The organism is Burkholderia sp. BCC1993, assembly GCF_905339865.1.
Classification (GTDB): domain Bacteria; phylum Pseudomonadota; class Gammaproteobacteria; order Burkholderiales; family Burkholderiaceae; genus Burkholderia.
Map to the genome: position 1 here is coordinate 131,518 of NZ_CAJPGZ010000019.1, position 22,427 is coordinate 153,944.

The 22,427-nt window shown below is 67.0% G+C and carries 20 protein-coding genes; 13 read left to right on the plus strand and 7 right to left on the minus strand.

Annotated features, from left to right (window positions below):
* Window positions 1-221: 221 nt before the first annotated feature.
* The 5 genes from U4Y91_RS29075 (at window position 222) to U4Y91_RS29095 (ending at window position 4,581) form a co-directional block, all read left to right on the plus strand.
* Window positions 222-584, plus strand: coding sequence for a type II toxin-antitoxin system RelE/ParE family toxin (locus U4Y91_RS29075; RefSeq protein WP_321807957.1), 363 nt, complete (start codon window positions 222-224; stop codon window positions 582-584).
* Entirely contained in the window at window positions 581-904 is a 324-nt protein-coding gene (locus U4Y91_RS29080) for a helix-turn-helix transcriptional regulator (protein ID WP_321807958.1), read from the plus strand. The genes U4Y91_RS29075 and U4Y91_RS29080 overlap by 4 nt, the downstream gene beginning before the upstream one ends.
* Window positions 905-1,014: 110 nt before the next feature.
* Window positions 1,015-2,817: an alkaline phosphatase D family protein gene (locus U4Y91_RS29085; RefSeq protein WP_321807959.1), complete on the plus strand. Its 1,803-nt coding sequence runs from the start codon at window positions 1,015-1,017 to the stop codon at window positions 2,815-2,817.
* Window positions 2,818-3,006: 189 nt separating this feature from the next.
* Complete coding sequence (locus U4Y91_RS29090; RefSeq protein ID WP_321807960.1) at window positions 3,007-3,702, plus strand: mobilization protein; 696 nt, start codon at window positions 3,007-3,009, stop codon at window positions 3,700-3,702.
* A gap of 75 nt (window positions 3,703-3,777) precedes the next feature.
* Window positions 3,778-4,581: a hypothetical protein gene (locus U4Y91_RS29095; protein ID WP_321807961.1), complete on the plus strand. Its 804-nt coding sequence runs from the start codon at window positions 3,778-3,780 to the stop codon at window positions 4,579-4,581.
* A gap of 35 nt (window positions 4,582-4,616) precedes the next feature.
* Here the strand turns inward: U4Y91_RS29095 and U4Y91_RS29100 are convergent, their stop codons facing one another.
* The 4 genes from U4Y91_RS29100 to U4Y91_RS29115 all read right to left on the minus strand — a co-directional run bounded on the left by U4Y91_RS29100 (window position 4,617) and on the right by U4Y91_RS29115 (window position 9,215).
* Window positions 4,617-5,093, minus strand: coding sequence for a DNA-deoxyinosine glycosylase (locus U4Y91_RS29100; RefSeq protein WP_321807962.1), 477 nt, complete (start codon window positions 5,091-5,093; stop codon window positions 4,617-4,619).
* Window positions 5,093-5,692 carry a chorismate--pyruvate lyase family protein gene (locus U4Y91_RS29105; RefSeq protein ID WP_321807963.1) on the minus strand — a complete coding sequence of 200 codons (600 nt, stop codon included), beginning with the start codon at window positions 5,690-5,692 and terminating at the stop codon, window positions 5,093-5,095. Before U4Y91_RS29105 ends, U4Y91_RS29100 begins: the two co-directional genes overlap by 1 nt.
* 8 nt (window positions 5,693-5,700) lie before the next feature.
* The gene (gene htpG, locus U4Y91_RS29110) at window positions 5,701-7,599 is read right to left on the minus strand and encodes a molecular chaperone HtpG (protein WP_321807964.1); all 1,899 of its coding nucleotides are present in this window, start codon (window positions 7,597-7,599) and stop codon (window positions 5,701-5,703) included.
* A gap of 155 nt (window positions 7,600-7,754) precedes the next feature.
* Complete coding sequence (locus U4Y91_RS29115) at window positions 7,755-9,215, minus strand: PLP-dependent aminotransferase family protein (RefSeq protein WP_321807965.1); 1,461 nt, start codon at window positions 9,213-9,215, stop codon at window positions 7,755-7,757.
* A gap of 229 nt (window positions 9,216-9,444) precedes the next feature.
* Between U4Y91_RS29115 and U4Y91_RS29120 the strand changes: the two genes are divergently transcribed.
* The 7 genes from U4Y91_RS29120 (at window position 9,445) to U4Y91_RS29150 (ending at window position 17,808) form a co-directional block, all read left to right on the plus strand.
* Window positions 9,445-10,137, plus strand: a complete 693-nt coding sequence (locus tag U4Y91_RS29120) for a VOC family protein (protein WP_321807966.1) — start codon at window positions 9,445-9,447, stop codon at window positions 10,135-10,137.
* A gap of 55 nt (window positions 10,138-10,192) precedes the next feature.
* Window positions 10,193-11,101: a DMT family transporter gene (locus tag U4Y91_RS29125; protein WP_006752871.1), complete on the plus strand. Its 909-nt coding sequence runs from the start codon at window positions 10,193-10,195 to the stop codon at window positions 11,099-11,101.
* Window positions 11,102-11,253: 152 nt separating this feature from the next.
* Window positions 11,254-12,435 (plus strand): PLP-dependent aminotransferase family protein, encoded by a 1,182-nt coding sequence (locus U4Y91_RS29130; protein ID WP_321807967.1) that lies wholly within the window; start codon window positions 11,254-11,256, stop codon window positions 12,433-12,435.
* 50 nt (window positions 12,436-12,485) lie between these two features.
* Window positions 12,486-12,944 carry a RidA family protein gene (locus U4Y91_RS29135; RefSeq protein WP_034190720.1) on the plus strand — a complete coding sequence of 153 codons (459 nt, stop codon included), beginning with the start codon at window positions 12,486-12,488 and terminating at the stop codon, window positions 12,942-12,944.
* Between the two features lie 13 nt (window positions 12,945-12,957).
* A complete protein-coding gene (locus U4Y91_RS29140) occupies window positions 12,958-13,839 on the plus strand; it encodes a PhzF family phenazine biosynthesis protein (protein WP_321807968.1) in 882 nt (293 codons plus the stop codon).
* 220 nt (window positions 13,840-14,059) lie between these two features.
* Window positions 14,060-16,399 carry an EAL domain-containing protein gene (locus U4Y91_RS29145; RefSeq protein WP_321807969.1) on the plus strand — a complete coding sequence of 780 codons (2,340 nt, stop codon included), beginning with the start codon at window positions 14,060-14,062 and terminating at the stop codon, window positions 16,397-16,399.
* Between the two features lie 200 nt (window positions 16,400-16,599).
* Window positions 16,600-17,808 (plus strand): chromate transporter, encoded by a 1,209-nt coding sequence (locus U4Y91_RS29150; RefSeq protein WP_321807970.1) that lies wholly within the window; start codon window positions 16,600-16,602, stop codon window positions 17,806-17,808.
* Window positions 17,809-17,851: 43 nt separating this feature from the next.
* Here U4Y91_RS29150 and U4Y91_RS29155 read toward each other — a convergent pair whose 3' ends face one another.
* Window positions 17,852-18,298, minus strand: a complete 447-nt coding sequence (locus U4Y91_RS29155; protein WP_321807971.1) for a multidrug/biocide efflux PACE transporter — start codon at window positions 18,296-18,298, stop codon at window positions 17,852-17,854.
* A 114-nt stretch (window positions 18,299-18,412) separates the two neighbouring features.
* Here U4Y91_RS29155 and U4Y91_RS29160 point away from each other — a divergent pair, with 114 nt between their 5' ends.
* On the plus strand, window positions 18,413-19,297 hold the full coding sequence (locus U4Y91_RS29160) for a LysR family transcriptional regulator (protein WP_321807972.1): 885 nt from the start codon (window positions 18,413-18,415) through the stop codon (window positions 19,295-19,297).
* A 62-nt stretch (window positions 19,298-19,359) separates the two neighbouring features.
* On the opposite strand, the gene U4Y91_RS29165 is transcribed toward U4Y91_RS29160, so the two are convergent.
* Both U4Y91_RS29165 and parC read right to left on the minus strand, forming a co-directional pair.
* Window positions 19,360-19,818 carry a CopD family protein gene (locus U4Y91_RS29165; protein WP_006752878.1) on the minus strand — a complete coding sequence of 153 codons (459 nt, stop codon included), beginning with the start codon at window positions 19,816-19,818 and terminating at the stop codon, window positions 19,360-19,362.
* A gap of 246 nt (window positions 19,819-20,064) precedes the next feature.
* Window positions 20,065-22,386 (minus strand): DNA topoisomerase IV subunit A, encoded by a 2,322-nt coding sequence (parC, locus tag U4Y91_RS29170; protein ID WP_321807973.1) that lies wholly within the window; start codon window positions 22,384-22,386, stop codon window positions 20,065-20,067.
* Window positions 22,387-22,427: the final 41 nt, after the last annotated feature.

A 22,427-nucleotide genomic window follows, 5' to 3' on the forward strand; every position in this document is an offset into this window, starting at 1 on the left:
TGAATTGCCCCGGTCTCCCCGCGACGCAACGATGTGAAGGAACGGCCGTCGGCCGGAAGATCACGCGCGCTCGCCTTCGTCAACACGCACCGCGGTGCCGAGCCGGCATCGCCCGTCGGCGTTCACCTCCAGCCTGCCCCGCCCTGACACCGCATGCGAACGGTCGCACCGGGTTCCTGCGCGCACCTTGAAAATATACCCAAATAGGGATAAATTCATCGATGGATCCGTACATCAAACCGCTGTACTGGCTCGGTTCGGCGCGCAAGGACCTCAAAGCGATGCCCGAAGCGGTGCAGGACACGTTCGGTTATGCGTTGTATCTGGCGCAGACCGGACGCAAGCACGATCAGGCGAAACCGTTGCGAGGATTCGGATCGGCCGGCGTGCTCGAGATCGTGGAATCCGAAGACAACGGCACATACCGCGCCGTCTACACGGTGAAGCTCGGGAGCAGCGTTTACGTGCTGCACTGCTTCCAGAAGAAATCATCGTGCGGCATCGCGACGCCGAAGCCGGACGGCGATCTCGTCCGCGCACGCCTGAAAGCAGCCGAAGCACACGCACAAGGAGCAAGACGATGATCAAAATCGAACCGGGCAGCGGGAACGTCTACGCCGATCTGGGCATGCGCGATGCCGACGAAATGCGCGTGAAAGCCCAACTCGCCGCCAAGATCGCGGAGATCATCAAGGCACGCAAATGGACGCAGCAGCAGGCGGCCCGGTTGCTCGGCATGACGCAGCCCAAGCTGTCGAACATGCTGCGCGGGCAGTTTCGCGGCGTGAGCGAAACGAAGATGCTCGAATGTCTGGCGAAGCTCGGACGCGACGTGCAGATTGTCGTCGGGCCTGACCGCCAGTCCGAAGTCGAAGGGCACATCGAAGTCGTATTCGCCGCCTGACGGCAACGTCGTGCCGATGGTCCGGATTGCAGGGCGAGCGACGCGATCGCGTACTGCTGCATCGCGACGCTCCTCTCCTGGCATCCTTGGTATGTCGATCGGGAGGGTCGATGGATCGCCGCCATTTCCTCAAGTCGTCGACCTTTTTCACGGTTGCGGTAGCCACCGGTACGCTTGGCGTTCCGCGGTCGGCCCCGTCTGCCAGCACCGCGCGCAAAGGCCGGCATCGGTTCCCGCAAGGCGTCGCCAGCGGTGATCCGCGCGATCGCTCCGTCGTGTTCTGGACGCGCTGCGTGCCCGTCTTCGAGGATGCGCGGCACCGCGCAAAAGGCGTCGTGCACACGGTTCCGTTACGGCTCGAAGTATCGACGCGGCCGGATTTCTCGGCGCTCGTCGCCACCGTACCGTTGGGGGCACGCGCCACCTATGACTTCACCGTGCGCGCGAAGGTCACGAAGCTCTCGCCGAATATCACGTACCACTACCGGTTCGTCGCCGGCGGCGACGTGAGTGCCACCGGCGTCGCGCGCACGGCTCCGGATGCCGACGAGGCCAACCACCGCGTTCGCTTCGCATGGCTCACCTGCCAGGACTGGAGCATCAATCACTGGCAAGCCATGAGCCTGCTGGCAGCCGAAAGCGATCTCGATTTCGTCGTGCATGTGGGCGATTACATCTATGAGACGGTTGGGGCCTCGAGACCCGGCGCGGTCGAGGCGGCGCACCCGCCGCTGCGCCTGCCTGACGGAAAGCCTCTCGCCGATGGCCGCGTGTATGCCGATACGCTCGAAGACTACCGGACGCTCTATCGCACCTATCGTACCGACGCGCGCTTGCAGACGCTGCACCAGCGCCTGCCGATGATCGCGATATGGGACGACCACGAATTTTCCGACGACTGCTGGCAGGATCATCAGGTCTACACGAACGAGGAAAGGCAGGAGACGCAGCGCCGCCGCAACGCCAGTCGCGCGTGGGCGGAGTACATGCCGGTGGACTGGAGCGACGTGCGCTTCGAACCGGACAATCCGTCGTACACCAACATTCGGATCTATCGCGAATTTCGCTTCGGCACGTTGATGCATCTCGTGATGACGGACGAGCGGCTGTATCGCGACGACCATGTCGTCAGCGAGGCGTCTGTCGCGCGTGCACGCGGGCACGACCCGGTCAACGGCGACGACGCAGCCGGCTCGCGCTACTTCGTCAACCAGGGTGTGCTGCAGCGCCTGGAGGCGCAGGATACCGCGCAGCTTGGTCGCGCGCCGTCGATGCTCGGCCCGGAGCAGACGCAATGGTGGAAGGCCACGATGAAGGGTTCGCCTGCGACCTGGAAGGTGTGGGGCAACGAGGTGATGTTGAACCGACTGTGGGCGGTGATGCCAGGCGCGCCGCAGACACCGGCAGCACGCCTCGTGATCGATTGCGAGGCATGGGACGGCTATCCGGCGCACAAACACGAACTGCTCTCATACCTGAACGAGCAGGGGATCCGCAACGTCGTCGCGATCAGCGGGGACCTGCATGCGTTTCAGTGCGGCGTCGTACGGGACGACCCCGATCCTGCAAAAGGTTCGCCCGTGGCCGTCGATTTCGTCTGCGCAGGCATCAGCAGCACGTCCTTCTATTCCTATCTGAAAGCCGCATGGAGCGGCACGCCGTTTGCATCACTGGCCCCCACCCCGGCCAAACTCGACACCTTCCTGATGACGAACAATCCCGATCTGCGCCACGCCGACCACGACGCACAGGGCTATGCGTCGGCCACCGTCACGCCGGAGCATTTTTCCGTCGTGTTCAACAAAGTGAGGCCGTTGAACCCGGACGCCACCGCGCCCGCGGATGCCCTGCTCGACCGCACGCGGCTGACCGTGCCCAAGGACTCGGTCGAGGTACGCGTCGAGCGTTTCTAGGTTCACGCTTCAGCGAAGGCGCATGCTGGCGCTGCCATTTTGTTCAGTTTGACATCGGCATCGATCAGACAGCATGCTGCTGTCGCACCTGCATTTTCTTTCGACGTGACCTGTTACGCCGTAACGTCATCGAAGCCTGCCAACATCCGCTCCAGCCATACCTGCTCCATCACACGGGATTTCGTAATCATGAGTCACATCCACTTCATTGGCGGGGAAAAAGGCGGCGTCGGCAAATCGCTCGCCGCTCGCGTGCTGGCCCAGTATTTCATCGATCGGAGCGTGCCCTTCGTGGGCTTCGACACCGACCGATCGCACGGCGCGCTATTGCGGTTCTATGCCGATTTTGCCGCGCCTGCCGTGCTCGACCAGCATGACAGCCTCGATCCGGTCATGGAATCGGCGCTCGAAGATCCGCAGCGGCGCATACTGGTCGATCTCGCGGCCCAGACGCGGCAGTCGCTCGCAAGATGGCTCGACGATTCGGACGTGTTAGATTTTGCCGAAGAACACGGCCTCACGTTGACGTGGTGGCACGTGATGGACACCGGACGCGATTCGGTCGATCTGCTGCGGCAATGGCTCGACGAATTCGGCGGACGAATCAAGCTGGTGCTGGTGCTGAATGAAGTCCGCGGCGATCGCTTCGAGATTCTGGAGGCGTCGGGCGAACGCGAGCGGGCCGAGGCCCTCGGCGCCAGCGTGATTACGCTGCGCCGCCTGCCCGATACGACGATGCAGAAGATCGATCGTCAAAGCGCGAGCTTCTGGGCGGCGGTCAATCATCCCGACCGCGCCGCCACGGGGCTCGGCTTGCTGGAGCGGCAGCGCGTCAAGGTCTGGCTGAATCGTGCTTATGAGGAGCTGGGCACGCTCGCGTTGTAGTGCGGGCCCCTGCGACGGCGCGGAGGGTGCGGCGAGTTGCTGGAATGGCTCGTACAGGGAAACTTGGAGGTTGCGATGGCCGATCACGACAGACTGCATCCACTCCGTCCGTTCCTGAAAAATTGGGTTTGGGAGCACGGCCGAATCGGGACGCGCTATCTCGACTGCGTCGATGGTGAAATCAAGTTCGATGCAGGCAAGAAATCGCATTTCGCTGCCGAGAAATATATCTACGTGCCGCTGGGCAAGAACACTGACGACGACGCATCCGCGGAGGGTCCTGCGATCCACGAGGAAGGACTTGCCCGCTTTTTGCGGGCGGCGCAACTGGGCACGCCAGCGGAAGCCGGTTCTGTCGCGGAGGTTCAGCGCGCAGTGCAGGACTGCGTGGAGATCGGCCTGTTCAGCGCGTATCAATGGGAGGCGCGACAGGCATTTGCCCGCTACGCGCAGGAACCCATGTTCGACGACGAGATCCGCGCGGCGGTTGTCGACGACATCCGGCGAATTTACGTCGGCATGCGAGAGCAGCTGGCGCTGTACGATTTCAGTGTGCTCTACGGCTTGCCCACGCCGCTGCTGATCAGCGGTACACCCTTCATCGACTGGCGCGTGAGCGCCAGTCCGGCACTTCCGTTCGTATCGCTTCCGCTGGGACCTTACTGCCTGCTGGTAGGCGCACCGTCGGGCAGGAGCAGCCGAATCGGCCCGGTGGTCTGGAAGGCCGCTGCCGCGATGGGCCCGTTGAAGGACCACAACCGTCGGATCGAGGAGCACGCACGTCTGTGGCTGGTGGCGACCACCGACGACCAACTCGTCGCTGCACAAGGTCGCATTGCCGCGGCCATGGGCGCGAGGCACCTGCCGCCGCCCACCTGATACCGCTTCACCGAATACCCGGAATCCAGCGCGCCTCAGGTACGAAGTGCGCGCCAGAGCGCCAGCTTCTGTTCGAACGACAACGTCGCATTCGCTGGACTCGACGAAGGCAACACGAGCGTTTCATAACCCGCCGCGCCGATTACATCGGCAAACCGCCCTGCCGTCTTGCCGTTGAAGCAGACTTTCTTCAACAACGGCGCGTGCTCGCGCAACGAAGCAAAGTCGTTCGGCTTCGCGTTCCGGATCGCGGAATCGAGACTGCCTTGTCGATGGCATGCATCGAGGACGTCCCAGATGCCGATGCCGTGCGCAAGCACACCCGCAAGCCGCTCTTCGTACGGCAGTTCATGGAGCGACGGCACGCCGAGCACCGCCCCTAAAAGCCGCCAGAACTGATTGCGCGGATGCGCATAGTACTGCGCCGCATCGAGCGACGCCTCGCCCGGAAAGCTGCCGAGAATCATCGTATGCGTATGCGGCCCGACGACCGGCGGAAAGCCTTGCAGCATCACGCAGCTCCGCGCGGCCCGACGGATCGCGGCCCGTCGCCGTGCGCATCGAGATGACGCCACAATGCGGGCAGCATGCACTCGGTGACCATCAGCGGCTTGCCGTGCCGCTGGAACACCGAGCGCCGCGCAGCGAATGCATGCGGCGCGCGCACGCCCGCGCCGAGCGCATGGCTCGCGAGCGCATATAGCGGATGACCGGCGATCACGCGCCGGCTGACGAGCGCGGAGCGCTCGACCTGCGAATCGCTGTACAGCAGCTCCGCGAGCGGCCGCGTGCGCAAGCGCCGCATCGCCTGCCAGACACCCTTGCTGGCCGCGAGCGGCGCAATGCTGTGCGCGGCGACGTACGGCGTGCCGTCGACCGACAGGATCACCTCGCGCACCCACATCGGCGCGCGCGGCGCACTGTCGAGCGCGGCCGGCTCGTCGAACCACGGGCAATCGACGGCCTCGCGCGTCACGCGCACGCTCACGCTGCCGAGCCGCGCGAGATGCGCGGTCAGCGAACCGCCGCGCGTCAGCCAGTCGCGCTGGTCGAGCGTGCAGCCGGGCCGGGGCGTGTCGCGCCAGCCCGCCCGTGCGCCGTCGAATCGCATCCGCACGTTCACGCGCTGCGCGACAGCAGCAGCGCGTTGGTCCGCTTCACGAAGCTCGCTGGATCGTCGAGCATCCCGCCTTCGGCCAGCAATGCCTGGTCGAACAGCAGATGGCACCAGTCGCCGAAGTTGGCGCTATCGGCGTTCAGCTGCTTCACGAGCGCGTGCTCCGGATTGATCTCGAGAATCGGCTGCATCGCCGGCGCGTTCTGGCCAGCCGCCTTCAGCATCCGCTGCAGATAGCCGCTCATGTCGTTGTCGTCGGCGACGAGGCACGACGGCGAATCGGTCAGGCGGAACGTGACGCGCACTTCCTTCACCTTGTCGCCGAGCGCTTCCTTCATCTTGTCGACGACCGGCTTGATCGCCTCGCCCGCCTGCTCCTGCGCCTTCTTTTCCTCGTCGTTCAGCTCGCCGAGGTCGAGATCGCCGCGCGCCACGCTCGCGAGCGGCTTGCCGTCGAATTCATTCAGGAACGACAGCATCCATTCGTCGACGCGATCGGTCAGCAGCAGCACCTCGACACCCTTCTTGCGGAACACTTCCAGGTGCGGGCTGTTCTTCGCGGCCTGCCACGTATCGGCGGTCACGTAGTAGATCTTGCTCTGCTCGGGCTTCATGCGCGACACGTAGTCGGCGAGCGACACGTCCTGCGCGTCGGTGTCGCCGTGCGTCGATGCGAAGCGCAGCAGCTTCGCGATGCGCTCGCGGTTCGCGTGATCCTCGCCGAGGCCTTCCTTCAGCACCTGGCCGAACGCGCTCCAGAACGTCTTGTACTTCTCCTTGCCGGCATCCTCTTCCGCGTTCGCGAGCTCTTCGAGCATCGACAGCGCGCGCTTGGTCACGCCTTCGCGGATCGCCTTCACGTCGCGGCTTTCCTGCAGGATTTCACGCGATACGTTCAGCGGCAGGTCGGCCGAATCGACGACGCCCTTCACGAAGCGCAGGTATTGCGGCAGCAGTTGCTCGGCGTCGTCCATGATGAACACGCGCTTCACGTACAGCTTCAGGCCGCCGCGATAGTCGCGGTTCCACAGGTCGAACGGCGCGTGCGCCGGCACGAACAGCAGCTGCGTGTATTCGCTGCGGCCCTCGACGCGGTTGTGGGTCCACGTGAGCGGATCCTGGTGGTCGTGCGCGATGTGCTGGTAGAACTGCGTGTACTGCTCGTCGGTGACGTCGCTCTTCGAACGCGTCCACAGCGCGCTCGCCTGGTTGACCGTCTCGTCCTCGTCCTTCAGGACCATCTCGCCCTTTTCCTGATCCCACTCTTCCTTCTGCATCAGGATCGGCAGCGCGATGTGATCGGAATACTTCTGGATGATCGACTTCAGGCGGTGCGACGACAGCAGTTCGTCCTCGCCTTCGCGCAGGTGCAGCGTGATCTTCGTGCCGCGCTGCGCGCGCTCGATCGCGTCGATCGTGAAATCGCCCTCGCCCGCGCTTTCCCAGCGCACGGCTTCGTTCGCCGGCAGGCCGGCGCGGCGCGTCTCGACGGTGATCCTGTCCGCGACGATGAAGCCCGAGTAGAAGCCGACGCCGAACTGGCCGATCAGCGCCGCGTCCTTCTGCTGGTCGCCGGACAGCTTCGTGAAGAATTCCTTGGTGCCCGAACGCGCGATCGTGCCGAGGTTCGCGATCGCCTCGTCGCGGCTCATGCCGATGCCGTTGTCCTCGATCGTGATCGTGCGTGCCGCCTTGTCGAAGCCGATGCGGATGCGCAGGTTCGGATCGTTCTCGTACAGCGCGTTGTCCGCGAGCCCTTCGAAACGCAGCTTGTCGGCCGCGTCGGACGCGTTCGACACCAGTTCGCGCAGGAAGATTTCCTTGTTGCTGTAGAGCGAATGAATCATCAGGTGGAGGAGTTGCTTGACCTCTGCCTGAAAGCTCATCGTTTCGTGTGCCATGGATGCTGTTTCCTCTTACTTGAACTTGAATGGTGTAGCGCGGGCGGCCGGCGCGCGATGCCGGCGGTCCCGTCAAGGACGACCGCCTGGCGCAGGCGGTTTGCGCGGGTATCTGGGGACGGGCGACCGGAATTCAAGGGGCGGCGTGCCCTCCGTCACGACGCGCGCCGCGCCGCCGATTCGATATAGCGCGCGAGAAACCCCGGCAGCGCCGGATCGCCGCAGTTCGCGACATTGAAGCGCGTCCATGTCGACGACGACTGCTGCGGCGAGAACAGGCTCCCCGGCGTCAGCAGGAAGCCTGCCTCGTGCGCGGCGGCCGCGAGCGCATCCGAATCGACGCCCGTGTCGGCCCACAGGAACATCCCGGCTGCCGGCATCGTGAAGAGCCGCAGCCCGGTACGCTCGAGCATCCGCGCGGTCTTGTCGCGCACGCCGTCGAGCCGCGCGCGCAACCGCTCGACGTGGCGCCGGTAGTGCCCTTCGGTCAGGATCTTGTACAACACGCGCTCGTTGAGCTCCGGCGTCGTCATCCCGACCAGCATCTTCTGGTCGGTGACCGCCTTCGCGATCTCCGGCGCGCAGGCCACATAGCCGACCCGCAAGTTCGCCGCGAGCGTCTTCGAATAGCTGCCCAGGTAGATCACGCGCTTCAACTGGTCGAGGCTCGCGAGCCGCGTGGCCGAATAGCTCGGCGGGCACAGGTCGCCGTACACGTCGTCCTCGACGACGAGGAAATCGTACGCCTCCGCGAGCTTCAGGATCCGGAACGCCTGCGCGGCCGACAGCGACGTGCCGGTCGGGTTCTGCAGCACCGAATTGATCACGAGCATCTTCGGCCGCCACATCTGCACGAGCGTTTCCAGCGCGTCGAGATCGGGGCCGTCGGGCGTATAGGGCATCCCGACCAGTTGCGCGCCCTGCGACGCGAAGCGGCCGAACATCTGGAACCACGCGGGATCGCCGACGATCACCGCATCGCCGGGCCGCACGTAGATCCGCGAGATCAGGTCGATCGCCTGCGTGATGCCCGACACCATCACGAGCTGCTCGGGCTTCGCGCCGATCTCAACTTCCGCGAGCCGCGTCTGCAGCTGCTGGCGCAGCGGCAGGAAACCCTGCGCGGTGCCGAAACCGAGCATCTGCGCGCCGGACTGGCGCCCGAGCGCGCGCAGCGCACCGGTGATCAGCTCGCCGTCGAGCCAGCGGCCCGGCAGGTAGCCGAGACCCGGCCCTTTTTCCGGGCTGGCGGTATGCAGCATGTTGCGCAGCAGCCAGACCACGTCGATCGTGTTGTGCACCGGCGCGGCCTCGGCCACGCGCACCACGTTGTCGGCCGGCTGCGGGCCGGTGGCCGTGCGCTCGCGCACGTAAAAACCCGAGCCGCGCCGCGAGTCGAGGTAGCCCTGCGCGACGAGCCGTTCATACGCTTCCACCACGGTGAAGCGCGACACGCTCTTGTCGAGCGCGAGCTTGCGGATCGACGGCATCCGCATGCCGGGCCGGAACACGCGTTCGTCGATGCGGCGCCGCGCCCACTGGACGAGCTGGTCGACGAGCGTGAGCGTGGCCGTATCGTGAGGCGCGGGAATCTGGGCGAGTGGGACGGTGGACATGGGTGGCGGCTCCAACTGTACCGAAGGCTATCGCGCCGATTGTACCGTTACTGTGCCGGTGCCGACGATTACAGTTGACCGGAATGGCGATCGTGCGGCCGCCGTCGCGGCCTTGCCGCACGCGCTGCCGCGCCGCCCGGCCGACGTTGCAGCCCGGGCACCGGCGGTTCCGCAACCGCCCGGCGCATCGCCCGCCTACCATGACACTTTCGCTTCCCGACCGACGTTCATGCCAGCCCGCTCCCTGACCCTCGACCATCTCGTGATCGCCGCGCGTACGCTCGACGAAGGCGTGCGCCATGTCGCCGGCGCGCTCGGTATCGAACCGGCCGGCGGCGGCCGCCATCCGCTGATGCGCACCCACAACGCGCTGTTCGGCGCGTGGGGCGGGCTGTACCTCGAAGTGATCGCGATCGATCCCGACGCGCCCGTGACGGGCGACGACGCCACGCCGCCGCGTGCGCGGCTGTTCGGCCTCGACGATCCGGCGATGCACGCACGGCTCGCGCAGGGCCCGTTCCTCGCGCACTGGGTCGCGCGCGTCGACCGCCCGCGCCGGCTCGCGCTGTGGCAAAGCCAGTACCCGACGCGCATCGCGCCGGTCGTCGCGATGCGGCGCGGCGACCTGAGCTGGGGCCTCACGGTGCCCGACGACGGCGCGTTCCCCGCGTGGCAAGGCGCCGGCGACGGCCTCGTGCCGTCGCTGATCCAGTGGGACAGCCCGCGCCATCCGGCCGAATCGCTGCCGGGCAACGGCATCGCGCTGAAGGCGCTCAAGGGCGTCCACCCGCGTGCGGACGCCGTCCGCGAGCAGATCGACTGGCTCGGCGCCGGCCATCTGCTCGACCTCGACACCGGCGACGGCCCGCCGGCGCTCGTCGCCGAATTCGACACGCCGCAGGGCGCACGCACGCTGCGCTGACCGCCCTGCCGCCTTTTCGATTACCCGAACCCTGCAATACGGAGACACCCAGTCCATGAATTCGCGCGAAACCCGGGGCATGCTGCTCGGCCTCATCGGCGTGATGATCTTCAGCCTCACGCTGCCGATGACGCGTATCGTCGTCTCCGAACTCAACCCGCTGTTGAACGGGCTCGGCCGCGCGCTCGCCGCGTCGGTGCCGGCCGGCCTGCTGCTGTGGTGGCGCCGCGAACGGCTGCCGACCCGCGCGCAGCTGAAAAGCCTCGCGGTCGTGTCGGCCGGCGTGATCATCGCGTATCCGGTGTTCTCCGCGTGGGCGATGAAAACGGTGCCGGCGTCGCACGGCGCGGTCGTCAACGGCCTGCAGCCGCTGTTCGTCGCGCTGTACGCGGCGTGGCTGTCGCACGAGCGGCCGTCGAAGGCGTTCTGGGCCAGTGCGCTGGCCGGCAGCGCGCTGGTGATCGCGTTCGCGCTGCGCGACGGCGGCGGGACGGTGCAGGCCGGCGACGCGCTGATGCTCGTCGCGGTCGGCATCGGCGCGCTCGGCTATGCGGAAGGCGCGCGCCTCGCGCGCCAGATCGGCGGCTGGCAGGTGATCTGCTGGGCGCTCGTCGTGTCCGCGCCGTTCCTCGTGCTGCCGGTCGGCTGGCTCGCTTGGACGCAGCACGTCGCGCACCCTGCCCCGCTCGCGCTGCGCACGTGGCTCGCGTTCGGCTACGTGACCCTCTTTTCGCAATTCATCGGCTTTTTCGCGTGGTACGCGGGGCTCGCCATGGGCGGCATCGCGCGCGTCGGCCAGGTGCAACTGCTGCAGATCTTCTTCACGATCGCCTTTTCCGCGCTGCTGTTCGGTGAAACGGTGACGCCGTCGACCTGGCTGTTCGCGGCCGCCGTGATCGCGACCGTGATGCTCGGCCGGCGCTCGGCGGTGGCCACGGCCCCGCGTCCCGCTCGCGCCGGTTGATGAGGTGCGCCATAATGTTCGTTTTGCCTGAACGGTTTTGCCCACCCGGCCGCGACGGCCCGATCGCGCTCCCGCACGCCCACCCGGCTGCGTCGACGCAATCTGCCTGACCGACCTTTCTTGACTGACCACGATATCCGAACGAGGAGACTATGAATCCGAGCGACCTGCATCCGCCGCACTGGCAGCTTTCCGAACGCGCCCGCAAGCTGACGAGCTCTGCGATCCGCGAGATCCTGAAGGTCACGGAACGCCCCGAGGTCATCTCGTTCGCAGGCGGCCTGCCCGCTCCCGCGACGTTCCCGGCCGAACGCATGCGCGCCGCGGCCGACCGCGTGCTGCGCGATGCGCCTGCCGCCGCACTCCAGTACAGCGCGACCGAAGGCTACCTGCCGCTGCGCGAATGGATCGCCGAGCGCTACAGCGTGCGCGTGTCGCAGGTGCTGATCACGACCGGCTCGCAGCAGGCGCTCGACCTGCTCGGCAAGGCGCTGATCGATCCGGACAGCCCGATCCTCGTCGAAACCCCGACCTACCTCGGCGCGCTGCAGTCGTTCTCGCTGTACGAGCCGCGCTACGTGCAGGTGCCGACCGACGAGCAGGGCCTGCTGCCCGAAGGCCTCACGCCCGACCTGACGCGCGGCGCGCGCCTGCTGTACGCGCAGCCGAACTTCCAGAACCCGACCGGCCGCCGCCTGCCCGTCGAGCGCCGCCGCGCGCTCGCCGCGTTCGCGCAGTCGAGCCCGTTCCCGGTGCTGGAAGACGACCCGTACGGCGCGCTGAACTACCAGGGCGAACCGCTGCCGACGATGCTGTCGATGGCGCCGGATCACGTCGTGCACCTCGGCACGTTCTCGAAGGTGCTCGCGCCGGGCCTGCGGATCGGCTACATCATTGCCCCCGAGGAACTCCACTTCAAGCTCGTGCAGGCCAAGCAGGCCACCGACCTGCACACGCCGACGCTCACGCAGCGCATCGCGCACGAAGTGATCAAGGACGGCTTCCTCGACGAGCACATCCCGACGATCCGCCAGCTGTACGGCGCGCAATGCGAGGCGATGCTCGCGTCGCTCGCGCGCCACATGCCGGAAGGCGTCACGTGGAACCGCCCGGACGGCGGCATGTTCATCTGGGTGAACCTGCCCGCGCAGATCGACAGCATGAAGCTGCTTGAGGCCGCGGTCGCCAACCACGTCGCCTTCGTGCCGGGCGCGCCGTTCTTCGCGAACGACCCGCAGCAGAACACGCTGCGCCTGTCGTTCGTGACGGTGCCGCCGGAGAAGATCGAGGAAGGCGTCGCGCGCCTCGGCAAGCTGCTGCGCGAGCGTCTCTGATCCGCTTTTTCCCTGTCACGACTCTCTACGATCCACGAGGAATCGAACCCATGGCTAACGTCTACGACAAGCTGAAGTCGCTCGGCATCGAGCTCCCGACCGCCGGCGCACCGGCCGCCGCCTACGTGATGAGCGCGCAAAGCGGCAACACGGTCTACCTGTCGGGCCACATCGCGAAGAAGGACGGCAAGGTCTGGGCCGGCAAGCTCGGCGCCGACCTGCAGACGGAAGACGGCAAGGCGGCTGCGCGCGCGATCGCGATCGACCTGCTCGCGACGCTGCACGCGCACACGGGCGACCTGAACAAGGTCACGCGCATCGTGAAGCTGATGAGCCTCGTCAACTCGACGCTCGACTTCACCGAACAGCACGTCGTGACGAACGGTGCGTCGGAACTGATCGCCGAGGTGTTCGGCGACGCCGGCAAGCACGCGCGTTCGGCGTTCGGCGTCGCGCAGATTCCGCTCGGCGCGTGCGTCGAGATCGAACTGATCGCCGAAGTCGCGTAACGGGCGCATCGAGATGACCGGTCGTCTCGTCCGCTTCAAGCAGGTCGACGTGTTCACGGCGGTGCCGTTCAAGGGCAACGCGCTCGCCGTGGTGTTCGACGCCGACTCGCTCGACGACGACGCGATGCTCGCGATCGCCCGCTGGACGAACCTGTCGGAAACCACGTTCGTCTGCACGCCGACCGATCCGGACGCCGACTACCGCGTCCGGATCTTCACGACGGCCGGCGAACTGCCGTTCGCCGGCCACCCGACGCTCGGCACCGCGCATGCGTTCCTGGAAAGCGGCGCGCGGCCGCGCACGCCGGGCCGGCTGGTCCAGCAATGCGGGGTCGGCCTGGTCGAACTGCGCGAACAGGCCGATGGCTGGGCATTTGCCGCGCCGCCGGCACGGTTCACGCCGCTCGACCGTTCGGACTACCCGGCACTGGGGGCCGCGTTGCGCAGCGACGCGATCGACCTGGAAGCCGAGCCGTGCGCGGTCGACAACGGCGCGCCGTGGCTGGTCGTGCGGCTGAAGTCGGCCGATGCGTGCATCAGCCTGGCGCCCGATCCGGCCGCGCTGGAGGCGCTCACGCGCCGCTACGGCACGGACGGCCTCGCGGTCTACGCGCCGCACGCCGAAGGCGGCCCCGCGACCTTCGAAATCCGCTGCCTGATGACGGGCGGCAATTTCGGCTTCGGCGAGGACCCGGTCACCGGCAGCGCAAACGCCGCGCTGGCCGGGCTGCTGACGCGGCAGGAACGCCGCCCCGGCCAGTCGTATACGGCCCGCCAGGGCACGGCGATCGGCCGCGACGGCCGCATCTTCGTCAGCTATGCCGAAGACGGCACCACGTGGATCGGCGGCCACGTCGTCACGGTCGTGGACGGCACCTTCCGGTCCCCCGTGTAACATTTCGCGATGTGCGATGGCGGCGGCCCGGCCGGCGCCCTACGATTCCCCCGGCTATCGCAAAAACGTTCCAGCCAGTAATATCGGGCCTAATCCGTCGCTTCGGCGGGTCTGTCCATGGTTGCGCATCCCGCGAACGAACAGACGCCGGTGCGACCCCAACCATAGCCGGCCATCCCGACGCGGGATGGCGCACGCGAGCAGGACGCCGCCCTCTTCGATGAGCTCCGCCCGGTCAAACCACATGCCGCCGAACCGGCCGCTACGCGCGCCACGCAAGTCGCGCCGGCGCGCGCTGTTCGCGATCCCGCTGCTCGGGATGCTCGCGCTTGCGCTGCTGTGGGCCGTGATCGTCGCGCGGCTGTCGGTCGAAAAGGACAGCGCGTACAAGGAAGCGGCGGCTTCCGCGGCGATCCTGTCGTCCGCGCTCGAACAGCACACGGTCAAGGCGATCCACCAGGTCGACCAGATCACCCGCTTCGTCAAGTTCGAATTCGAGAAATCGCCCGCGCGCTTCAACCTCGCGAGCACGGTCGAAAAAGGCGTCGTGCCGAGCGACACGCTGATCCAGGTTTCGCTCGTCAACGCGAAGGGCATCCTGTTCGCGAACACGGCCGAACTCCACCCGAAGCCGATCAACCTGTCCGACCGCGAGCACTTCAAGGTCCACCTCGCGCACAACGACGATCGCCTGTACATCAGCAAGCCCGTGCTCGGCCGCGTGTCGAGCCACTGGACGCTGCAGATGACGCGGCGCCTGAACAACCCGGACGGCAGCTTCGCCGGCATCGTCGTGGTGTCGGAAGACCCGAGCTACTTCACGAACGACTTCTACAACAACGCGGCGATCGGCAAGGAAGGCGTGATCTCCGTCGTGTCGGATACGGGTGCCGTGCTCGCGCGGCGCACCGGCTCGGTCAACAACGCACCGGGTGCGTTCTCCGCGTCGGGCGTCTACCCGATCGCCGAGCGCGTCACGGGCACGATCATCGACCCGATCGACGGCGTCACGCGCATCGTGTCGTACCGCCACCTCGACGGCTACCCGCTCGCGGTGATGGTCGGGCTGTCGCAGACCGAGGAATACGCGGACTACTACCATACGCGCAACGTCTACCTGCTGATGACGAGCTTCATCACGCTCGCGATGCTCGCGTTCTTCGGCGTTGCGACGGGACTGATCGGCAAGCTGCTCGGCCGCGAGCGCGAGATGACCCAGCTCGCCGAATACGACCTGCTCACCGGCCTCGCGAACCGCTACGCGACCCTGCGCGGGCTGCGCAACGACGTGTCGATGCCGGCCAGCCTGTCGCGGCTCGGCCTGCTGTTCATCGACCTCGACAACTTCAAGACCGTCAACGACACGCTCGGCCACAACGCCGGCGACATCGTGCTGCAGATGACCGCGTCGCGCCTGTCGGACGCCGTCGGCGACGAAGGCTCGCTCGCGCGGATCGGCGGCGACGAGTTCGTCGTCGTGATGAAGGGCGACGACGTCGAACGGCGCGCGGTGCGGCTCGCGGAAGCGATCATCCGGATGTTCGGCGAGCCGTTCGACGTGCGCGGCAGTTCGTTCGTGCTGCACGCGAGCATCGGCATCGCGCTGCACACCGTCGCGAACGAAAGCGAAATCGACCTGCTGAAGAAGGCCGACCTCGCGATGTACAGCGCGAAGGATGCGGGCAAGAACTGCTACCAGTTCTACGCGCCGCACCTGTCGCATCGCGCGGATCACCTGATGCGCTGGGAACAGCAATTGCGCGTCGCGCTCGCCGAGGGGCAGCTGTTCCTCGCGTACCAGCCGAAGATCGACCTGACGCACCGCACGATCACCGGCTTCGAGGCGCTCGCGCGCTGGGACCACCCCGAGCACGGGATCATCTCCGCGAACGAATTCATTTCGATCGCCGAATCGACGGGCCTGATCGTGCCGATCGGCGATTTCGTGATCCGCACCGCGTGCGAACAGATCGCGCGCTGGCGCGACGACGGCCACGACACGCTGACGCTCGCGGTCAACATCTCGCCGGTACAGTTCTGGCGCGGCGACCTGATCGAGACGATTTCGCAGGCGCTGCAGGACACCGGCATCGACGCGAACCGGCTCGAACTCGAGATCACCGAGACCGCGATGATGGAATATCCGGAGCTCGTGTCGGAGAAGATCGTCGCGTTGAAGAAGCTCGGCATCCGGATCGCGCTCGACGACTTCGGCACCGGCTACTCGTCGCTGTCGTACCTGCACCGCTTCTCCGTCGATACGTTGAAGGTCGACCGCTCGTTCGTGCAGGCCATCCCGAACGATCGCAGCGTGTGCGTGATGGTGTCGTCGATCGTGCATCTCGCACGCTCGCTCGGCCTGACGGTCGTCGTCGAAGGCACCGAAACCGAGGAGCAGGTCGCATGGCTGTCCGCGCTCGGCGAGATCGAGGCGCAGGGCTTCCTGTTCTCGCGCCCCGTGCCGGCCGACGCGATCCCCGCGCTGATCGCGCGCTTCGGCGTGCGCGGCAACCGGCCGAACGTCCTCGCGCACCGCGCGACCGGCAGCACCGGCGCCTGAACCCGCAACCCGCACGGCACATGTTGCGCGGCACATCGATTATTCCGGCTTCCGATGCGGTTGTTTAGTTCATTTACTAGCGTTTTCGCGCATGGCAGTGTCATGACCCGCGGCGGACAATCGGGAGGGCCATCGTGTCGGCGGGCCGCCGGCACGTCCCTATGCGCAAGACCAGGCCCGGCGCCAACCGCAACACCATCATGACCACCGTCGAAGTCGAAGCGGCCGAACGTGTCGAACAGGCACAGGCCTCCCTGTGGGCCTTGTTCAAGGTCGTCGCCGGCATTTCCGCCCTGTCGTGGGGCGGGCTTTCGATGATGGCCCAGCTCGAACGCCACTACGTCGAGCGGTGGCAGCGCATCGAGCCGCACGTATTCGCCGATCTCGTCGCCCTTGCATGGCTCGTGCCAGGCCCCGTCGGCTGCAATGTCGCCGTGCAGGTCGGCCAGACGCTGCACGGCCGCGCAGGCGCCTGGGTTGCCGGCATCGCGAGCGTCCTGCCGTTCTCCGTGCTGATGACGCTGTTTGCGATCTTCTACCGCACGCCGATCGTGCGCTCGCTGGCCGCGCCGGTGCTGATCAATCACTTCGGGATGGTGCTCGCCGCGCTGATCGGCGTCACGTGGGTCAAGCAGTTGCGCGCGCTCGCGCGCACGCGGCTCGAACAGGTGATCGCCGCGCTGTCGACGATTCTGCTCGCTTTCGCGCATAGTCCGGCCGCTTTCGTCGGGATTCTTTTCGCGGCGTTTGCAGCAGGCTGGCTCACCGGGCCGCCGCAACACGCCACGGTCGACGTCACGCTGTCGAAGCGCGACCGCAACCTGCTCGTGCTGCTGGCCGTACTCGTCGCGGTATTCGCACTGCCGCTGCCCGGCGACTACCAGGAGACGCTGCTGTGGCCGCGGCTTGCCGGCGCCGGCATGACGCTGTTCGGCGGCGGCTTCTCCGCGCTGCCCGTGCTCAAGACGCTGTTCGTGTCGCCGGCCACCGGCATCTCCGATCGCGACTTCACGCTCGCGTTCGCGCTGTCGCCGGTGGCGCCCGGCCCGCTGCTGAACGTCGTGCCGTTTCTCGGCTACCTGACCGACGGCTGGAGCGGTGCGCTGCTCGCGACCGCCGCGCTGTTCATTCCGTCGGGATGTCTCGTCGTGTTCGCACAGAACCATCTGTTCCGGCTCAAGCGCCATTCGCGCTTCGAGCACGGGATGCGCCTGCTGCGCGCGGCGACGACGGGCTTTCTCGTCGTCGCCGTCGTGAAGATCCTGCATCGCGAACCGGCCGATCCCGTCTATTGGCTCACGGGCGCCTTCGCGATGCTGTGCTTCACGCGCCTCAAGGTGCCCGTGTATGCCGTCTACGGTGCGGTCGCGATCGCATGCGGCGTGTGGCTGTGGGCCGTCGCGCACTGACGGCCGGCCCCGGTCGCCGCCACCACCGCCGGACGCTTGCCGCTCAGCCCGCCGGTACCGCGACGCGGCGTGCGACCCAGCGTGCGCGCAGCGCGTCGTACGCGAGGTTGAAGCAGAACGTGTAAGGCAGGAAGAACAGCACGATGCCGAGGTCGAGCAGCAGCGCCTCGACGAGGCTCACGTTCAGCCACCACGCGGCGACCGGCACCACCATCGCGACGAGGCCAAGCTCGAACATGACCGCATGCGCGATCCGCATGCCGAGCGTGCGCGTGAGGCCCGCCCGCCGCTCGAAGCGGTCGAACAGCGTGTTGAACGTCATGTTCCACGCCATCGCGATCAGCGACACCATCACCGTCAGCACGCCGACGTGCGACACCGGCATGTCGAGCAGCCACGCACCGATCGGCGCGCACAGCGCGATCGCCACCAGCTCGAACGTCAGCGCATGAACGAGACGTTCCGTCACCGTTTTGTTGATCTGTTTCATGGTTCCCTCCGATGCGTTTCGTACAATCAATGCCGGCCATTTTGATCGGCGAAACCGCGTGAATCCAGTTTGATATCATCGGTTTTACCGATATAACGCCCTGAGGTCCGCCACATGCGCCACGCCCCCGAAGCCCTGCTCGCCTTCGCCGAAGCCGCGCTGCTCGGCTCGTTCACGGCCGCCGCCCGCAAGCTCGGCAAGCGCCAGTCGACCGTGTCCGAAGCGATCGCGAACCTCGAGATCGATCTCGGCGTGCAGCTGTTCGACCGCTCGACGCGCGCGCCGACGCTGACCGATGCCGGCCGCGCGCTGCTCCCGCAGGTGCAGCGCGCGCTGGAGGCCGGCGCGGCGATCGACCGCACCGCCGCGCGGCTCGCGCAGGGCGAGGAAGCGCGGCTGACGCTCGTCGTGTCCGACACGTACCAGTCGAAGCGTTACGAGGAAACCTTGATGGCGCTCGAGCGGCGCTTTCCGGCGCTCGAGCTCGAATGCCAGATTGCCGAGCACGAGGACGTACTCGACCTGATCCAGCAGGGTCGCGCACAGCTCGGGCTGATGGCCGCGCGCGCGGTCTATCCGCCCGATATCGGCGCGGCGACGGTGGCGGAAGAATCGGAGATCGGCCTGTTCGTCGGGCGCACGCACACGCTGGCGGCCTATGGCGACGCCGACGTGCCGCATGCGTCGCTGCGCGACGCGCGCGAGCTGCGCCTCAATACGTATGTGAAACCGGAGGATCGCGGCGCCGCCGACCGGATCGTCGTCGGCACGCAGCGCTGGCTCGCGCCGAGCTACCTGATGCTGCTGGAGATGGCGGTGCTGGGGTTCGGCTGGGCCGAGCTGCCGCGCTGGATGGTCGAGCACTTCGCGGGCGATCGCCTGTGCGAGTTGCGCGCGCGCGGCTGGCCGCGCCGCGTGCGGGTCGATGCGGTGTGGTCGCGCAACCGGCCGCTCGGCCCGGCCGGCGCGTGGCTGCTCGACGCGATGCTGGCCGCATAGCGGCGCGCGGCACCGCACCGGCGGCGAGCACCGAACGGCGCCGCGAAATCAGCGGCCGGCGATCAGAAGCCGCGCGACAGCACGGCCGCGCCGATCGTCACGACGCCGAGCACGAGGTTGACGACGACCAGCAGGCGCACCGTGTTCACCGCGCGCGCACCGTCCGGCCAGTTCTGCGCCTGCACCGCGCGGCGGATGCGCGGGAACAGCGCGAAGCGGATATGGCCGAAGATCAGCATCATCACGACGCCGAGCCCCGCCATCGCATGCAGCGTCCACGTCGCGTGCGCGCCGCCGAATGCCATGAGCAGGAAACCGCCGGACAGCAGGATCACGATCACCGAGCCCGACACCCAGTTGAAGAAGCGGCCGAACACGCCCTCGATCAGCGGCAGCCGCAGCTGTGGCGTCAGGTCGGACAGCGCCGGGCGCAGGCAGAAGTTCGCGAAGACCATCCCGCCCACCCACACGGCGACGGCCAGCAGATGAAGAAACAGCGCGACGGCAACGGCGTGGGACATGGCGGCAATCCTGTTATGAGTTGAGTGCAACGAACAGCCGCGTCACGCGCGGTCTCGAGCGACGTTCGACCGGCGGACCGCCGGTCGGTTCAGACCCCTGGCGGTATTTCACAATATTTGCAAGTTCCGCGTGACGGCGCCACGCTCGCTTTCCTGCATGCGTCGCCCCAAAAGAAACAGGCCGCACGCCCGCCGAAGCGGAGGTGCGGCCTTCGATGCCGGTCGAACCGGCGACCGGATGCGGCGTCAGCCGAGCAGCGGACGCAGCTCGTTGACGACCTTGAGCTTCGTTTCCGGCGCGCGGCCCTTGCGTGCGCGCTTGCCGACGTGCGGCGCGAGCCCCGCGTACGACAGCGTTTCGTCCTGCGCCTTGCCGCCGCGACCGGTGCCGATCAGCACGACGCCGGCCGGGTCGATCGCGAGCGCCTGCACGAGCGTTTCCTTGTCGTCGAGCGCCATCAGGATCACGCCGCGGCCGCCGCCCGACAGCGTCTTCATCTCGTCCATCCCGAACACCAGCAGACGGCCGCCGCTCGACAGACACGCGACCTGCGTCGCGTTCGGCAGCACCGGCATCGGCGCGAGCGGCACCGCGCCCGCATCGATCGTCATGAACGACTTGCCGGCCTTCACGCGGCTCACCATGTCGCCGACCTTCGCGAGGAAGCCGAAGCCGTTGCTCGATGCAAGCAGCAATTGCTGGTCGGCCGGCGCCGCGTAGTAGTGCATCAGGTGCGAGCCCGATTCGAGCTCGATCAGCGACGTGACCGGCACGCCGTCCCCGCGCCCGCCCGGCAGCACCGATACGTCGACCGAGTACACGCGGCCGCTGCTGCCCCATGCGATCAGGCGATCGGGCGTGCGGCACTGGAACGCCGCGTACAGGTGATCGCCGGCCTTGAACGTGAAGCCGGCCGGGTCGAGCCCGTGGCCCTTCAGCGCACGCACCCAGCCCTTCTGCGACACGACGACCGTCACCGGCTCGTCGACCACCTTCGCCTCGAACGTCGCGCGCTTTTCCTGCTGGATCAGCGTGCGGCGATCGTCGCCGTACTGCTTCGCGTCGGCCTCGATCTCCTTGATCATCAGCCGCTTCATCGCGCTTTCGTTCGCGAGCAGTTCCTCGAGCTTCGCCTTCTCGTCGCGCAGCGCCTCGAGTTCCTTCTCGATCTTGATCTTCTCGAGCCGCGCGAGCTGACGCAGCCGGATTTCGAGGATGTCTTCCGCCTGGCGGTCGGAGAGGCCGAACGCGCTCATCAGCGCGGCCTTCGGCTCGTCCGACTCGCGGATGATGCGGATCACCTCGTCGATGTTCAGGAAGACGATCATCCGCCCTTCGAGGATGTGGATGCGGTCGTCGACCTTCGCGAGACGATGGCGGCAGCGGCGCGTCATCGTCAGCTGGCGGAACTTCACCCATTCGTCGAGGATCGTCAGCAGGCCCTTCTGGCCCGGCCGGCCGTCGGCGCCGATCATCACGAGGTTCAGCGTCGCGTTCGATTCGAGGCTCGTGTACGCGAGCAGCGTGTTCACGAATTCCGTCTGGTCGATCGTGCGCGACTTCGGCTCGAACACGAGCCGCACCGCCGCTTCCTTGCCCGACTCGTCGCGCACCGCGTCGAGCAGGTCGAGCATCGCCTTCTTGGTGTTGAGCTGCTCGGGCGTGAGCGTCTTCTTGCCGAGCTTGAGCTTCGGGTTGGTCAGCTCCTCGATTTCCTCGAGCACCTTCTGGCCCGACGTGCTCGGCGGCAGCTCGGTGACGACCAGTTGCCACTGGCCGCGCGCGAGATCCTCGATCTTCCATTTCGCGCGCACCTTCAGGCTGCCGCGGCCGCTTTCATACGCCGCCGCGATCTCGGTGTCGCTCGAGATGATCTGGCCGCCGCCCGGGAAATCCGGGCCGGGGATCAGGCTCATCAGCTCCGCGTGCGTGAGCTTCGGATTGCGGATCAACGAGACCGCCGCCGCCGCGACCTCGCGCAGATTGTGCGACGGGATTTCGGTGGCGAGACCGACCGCGATGCCCGACGCGCCGTTCAGCAGCACGAACGGCATGCGGCTCGGCAGCGTCTTCGGTTCCTCGAACGAGCCGTCGTAGTTCGGCATGAAGTCGACCGTACCCTGGTCGATCTCGTCGAGCAGCAGCTTCGCGATCGGCGTGAGTCGCGCTTCGGTGTAGCGCATCGCCGCCGCGCCGTCGCCGTCGCGCGAGCCGAAGTTGCCCTGCCCGTCGATCAGCGGATAGCGCAGCGAGAAATCCTGCGCGAGACGCACGAGCGCGTCGTACGCCGACTGGTCGCCGTGCGGGTGGTATTTACCGAGCACGTCGCCGACCACGCGCGCCGACTTCACCGGCTTCGCGTCGGGGCCGAGGCCCATTTCGTTCATCGCGAACAGGATCCGGCGCTGCACCGGCTTCTGGCCGTCGCACACGTCGGGCAGCGCGCGGCTCTTCACGACGCTGACCGCGTAGCTGAGGTACGCCTGCTCCGCGTAGTTGCCGAGCGTCAGCGCATCGGCGTCCGGTGCGTCGGACCCGGCGAAGAGATCGGAAGTATTGTCGTCCATCTGTATTCCGTATTCGTAAGTGGCGTGAGGCCGGGCCGGGC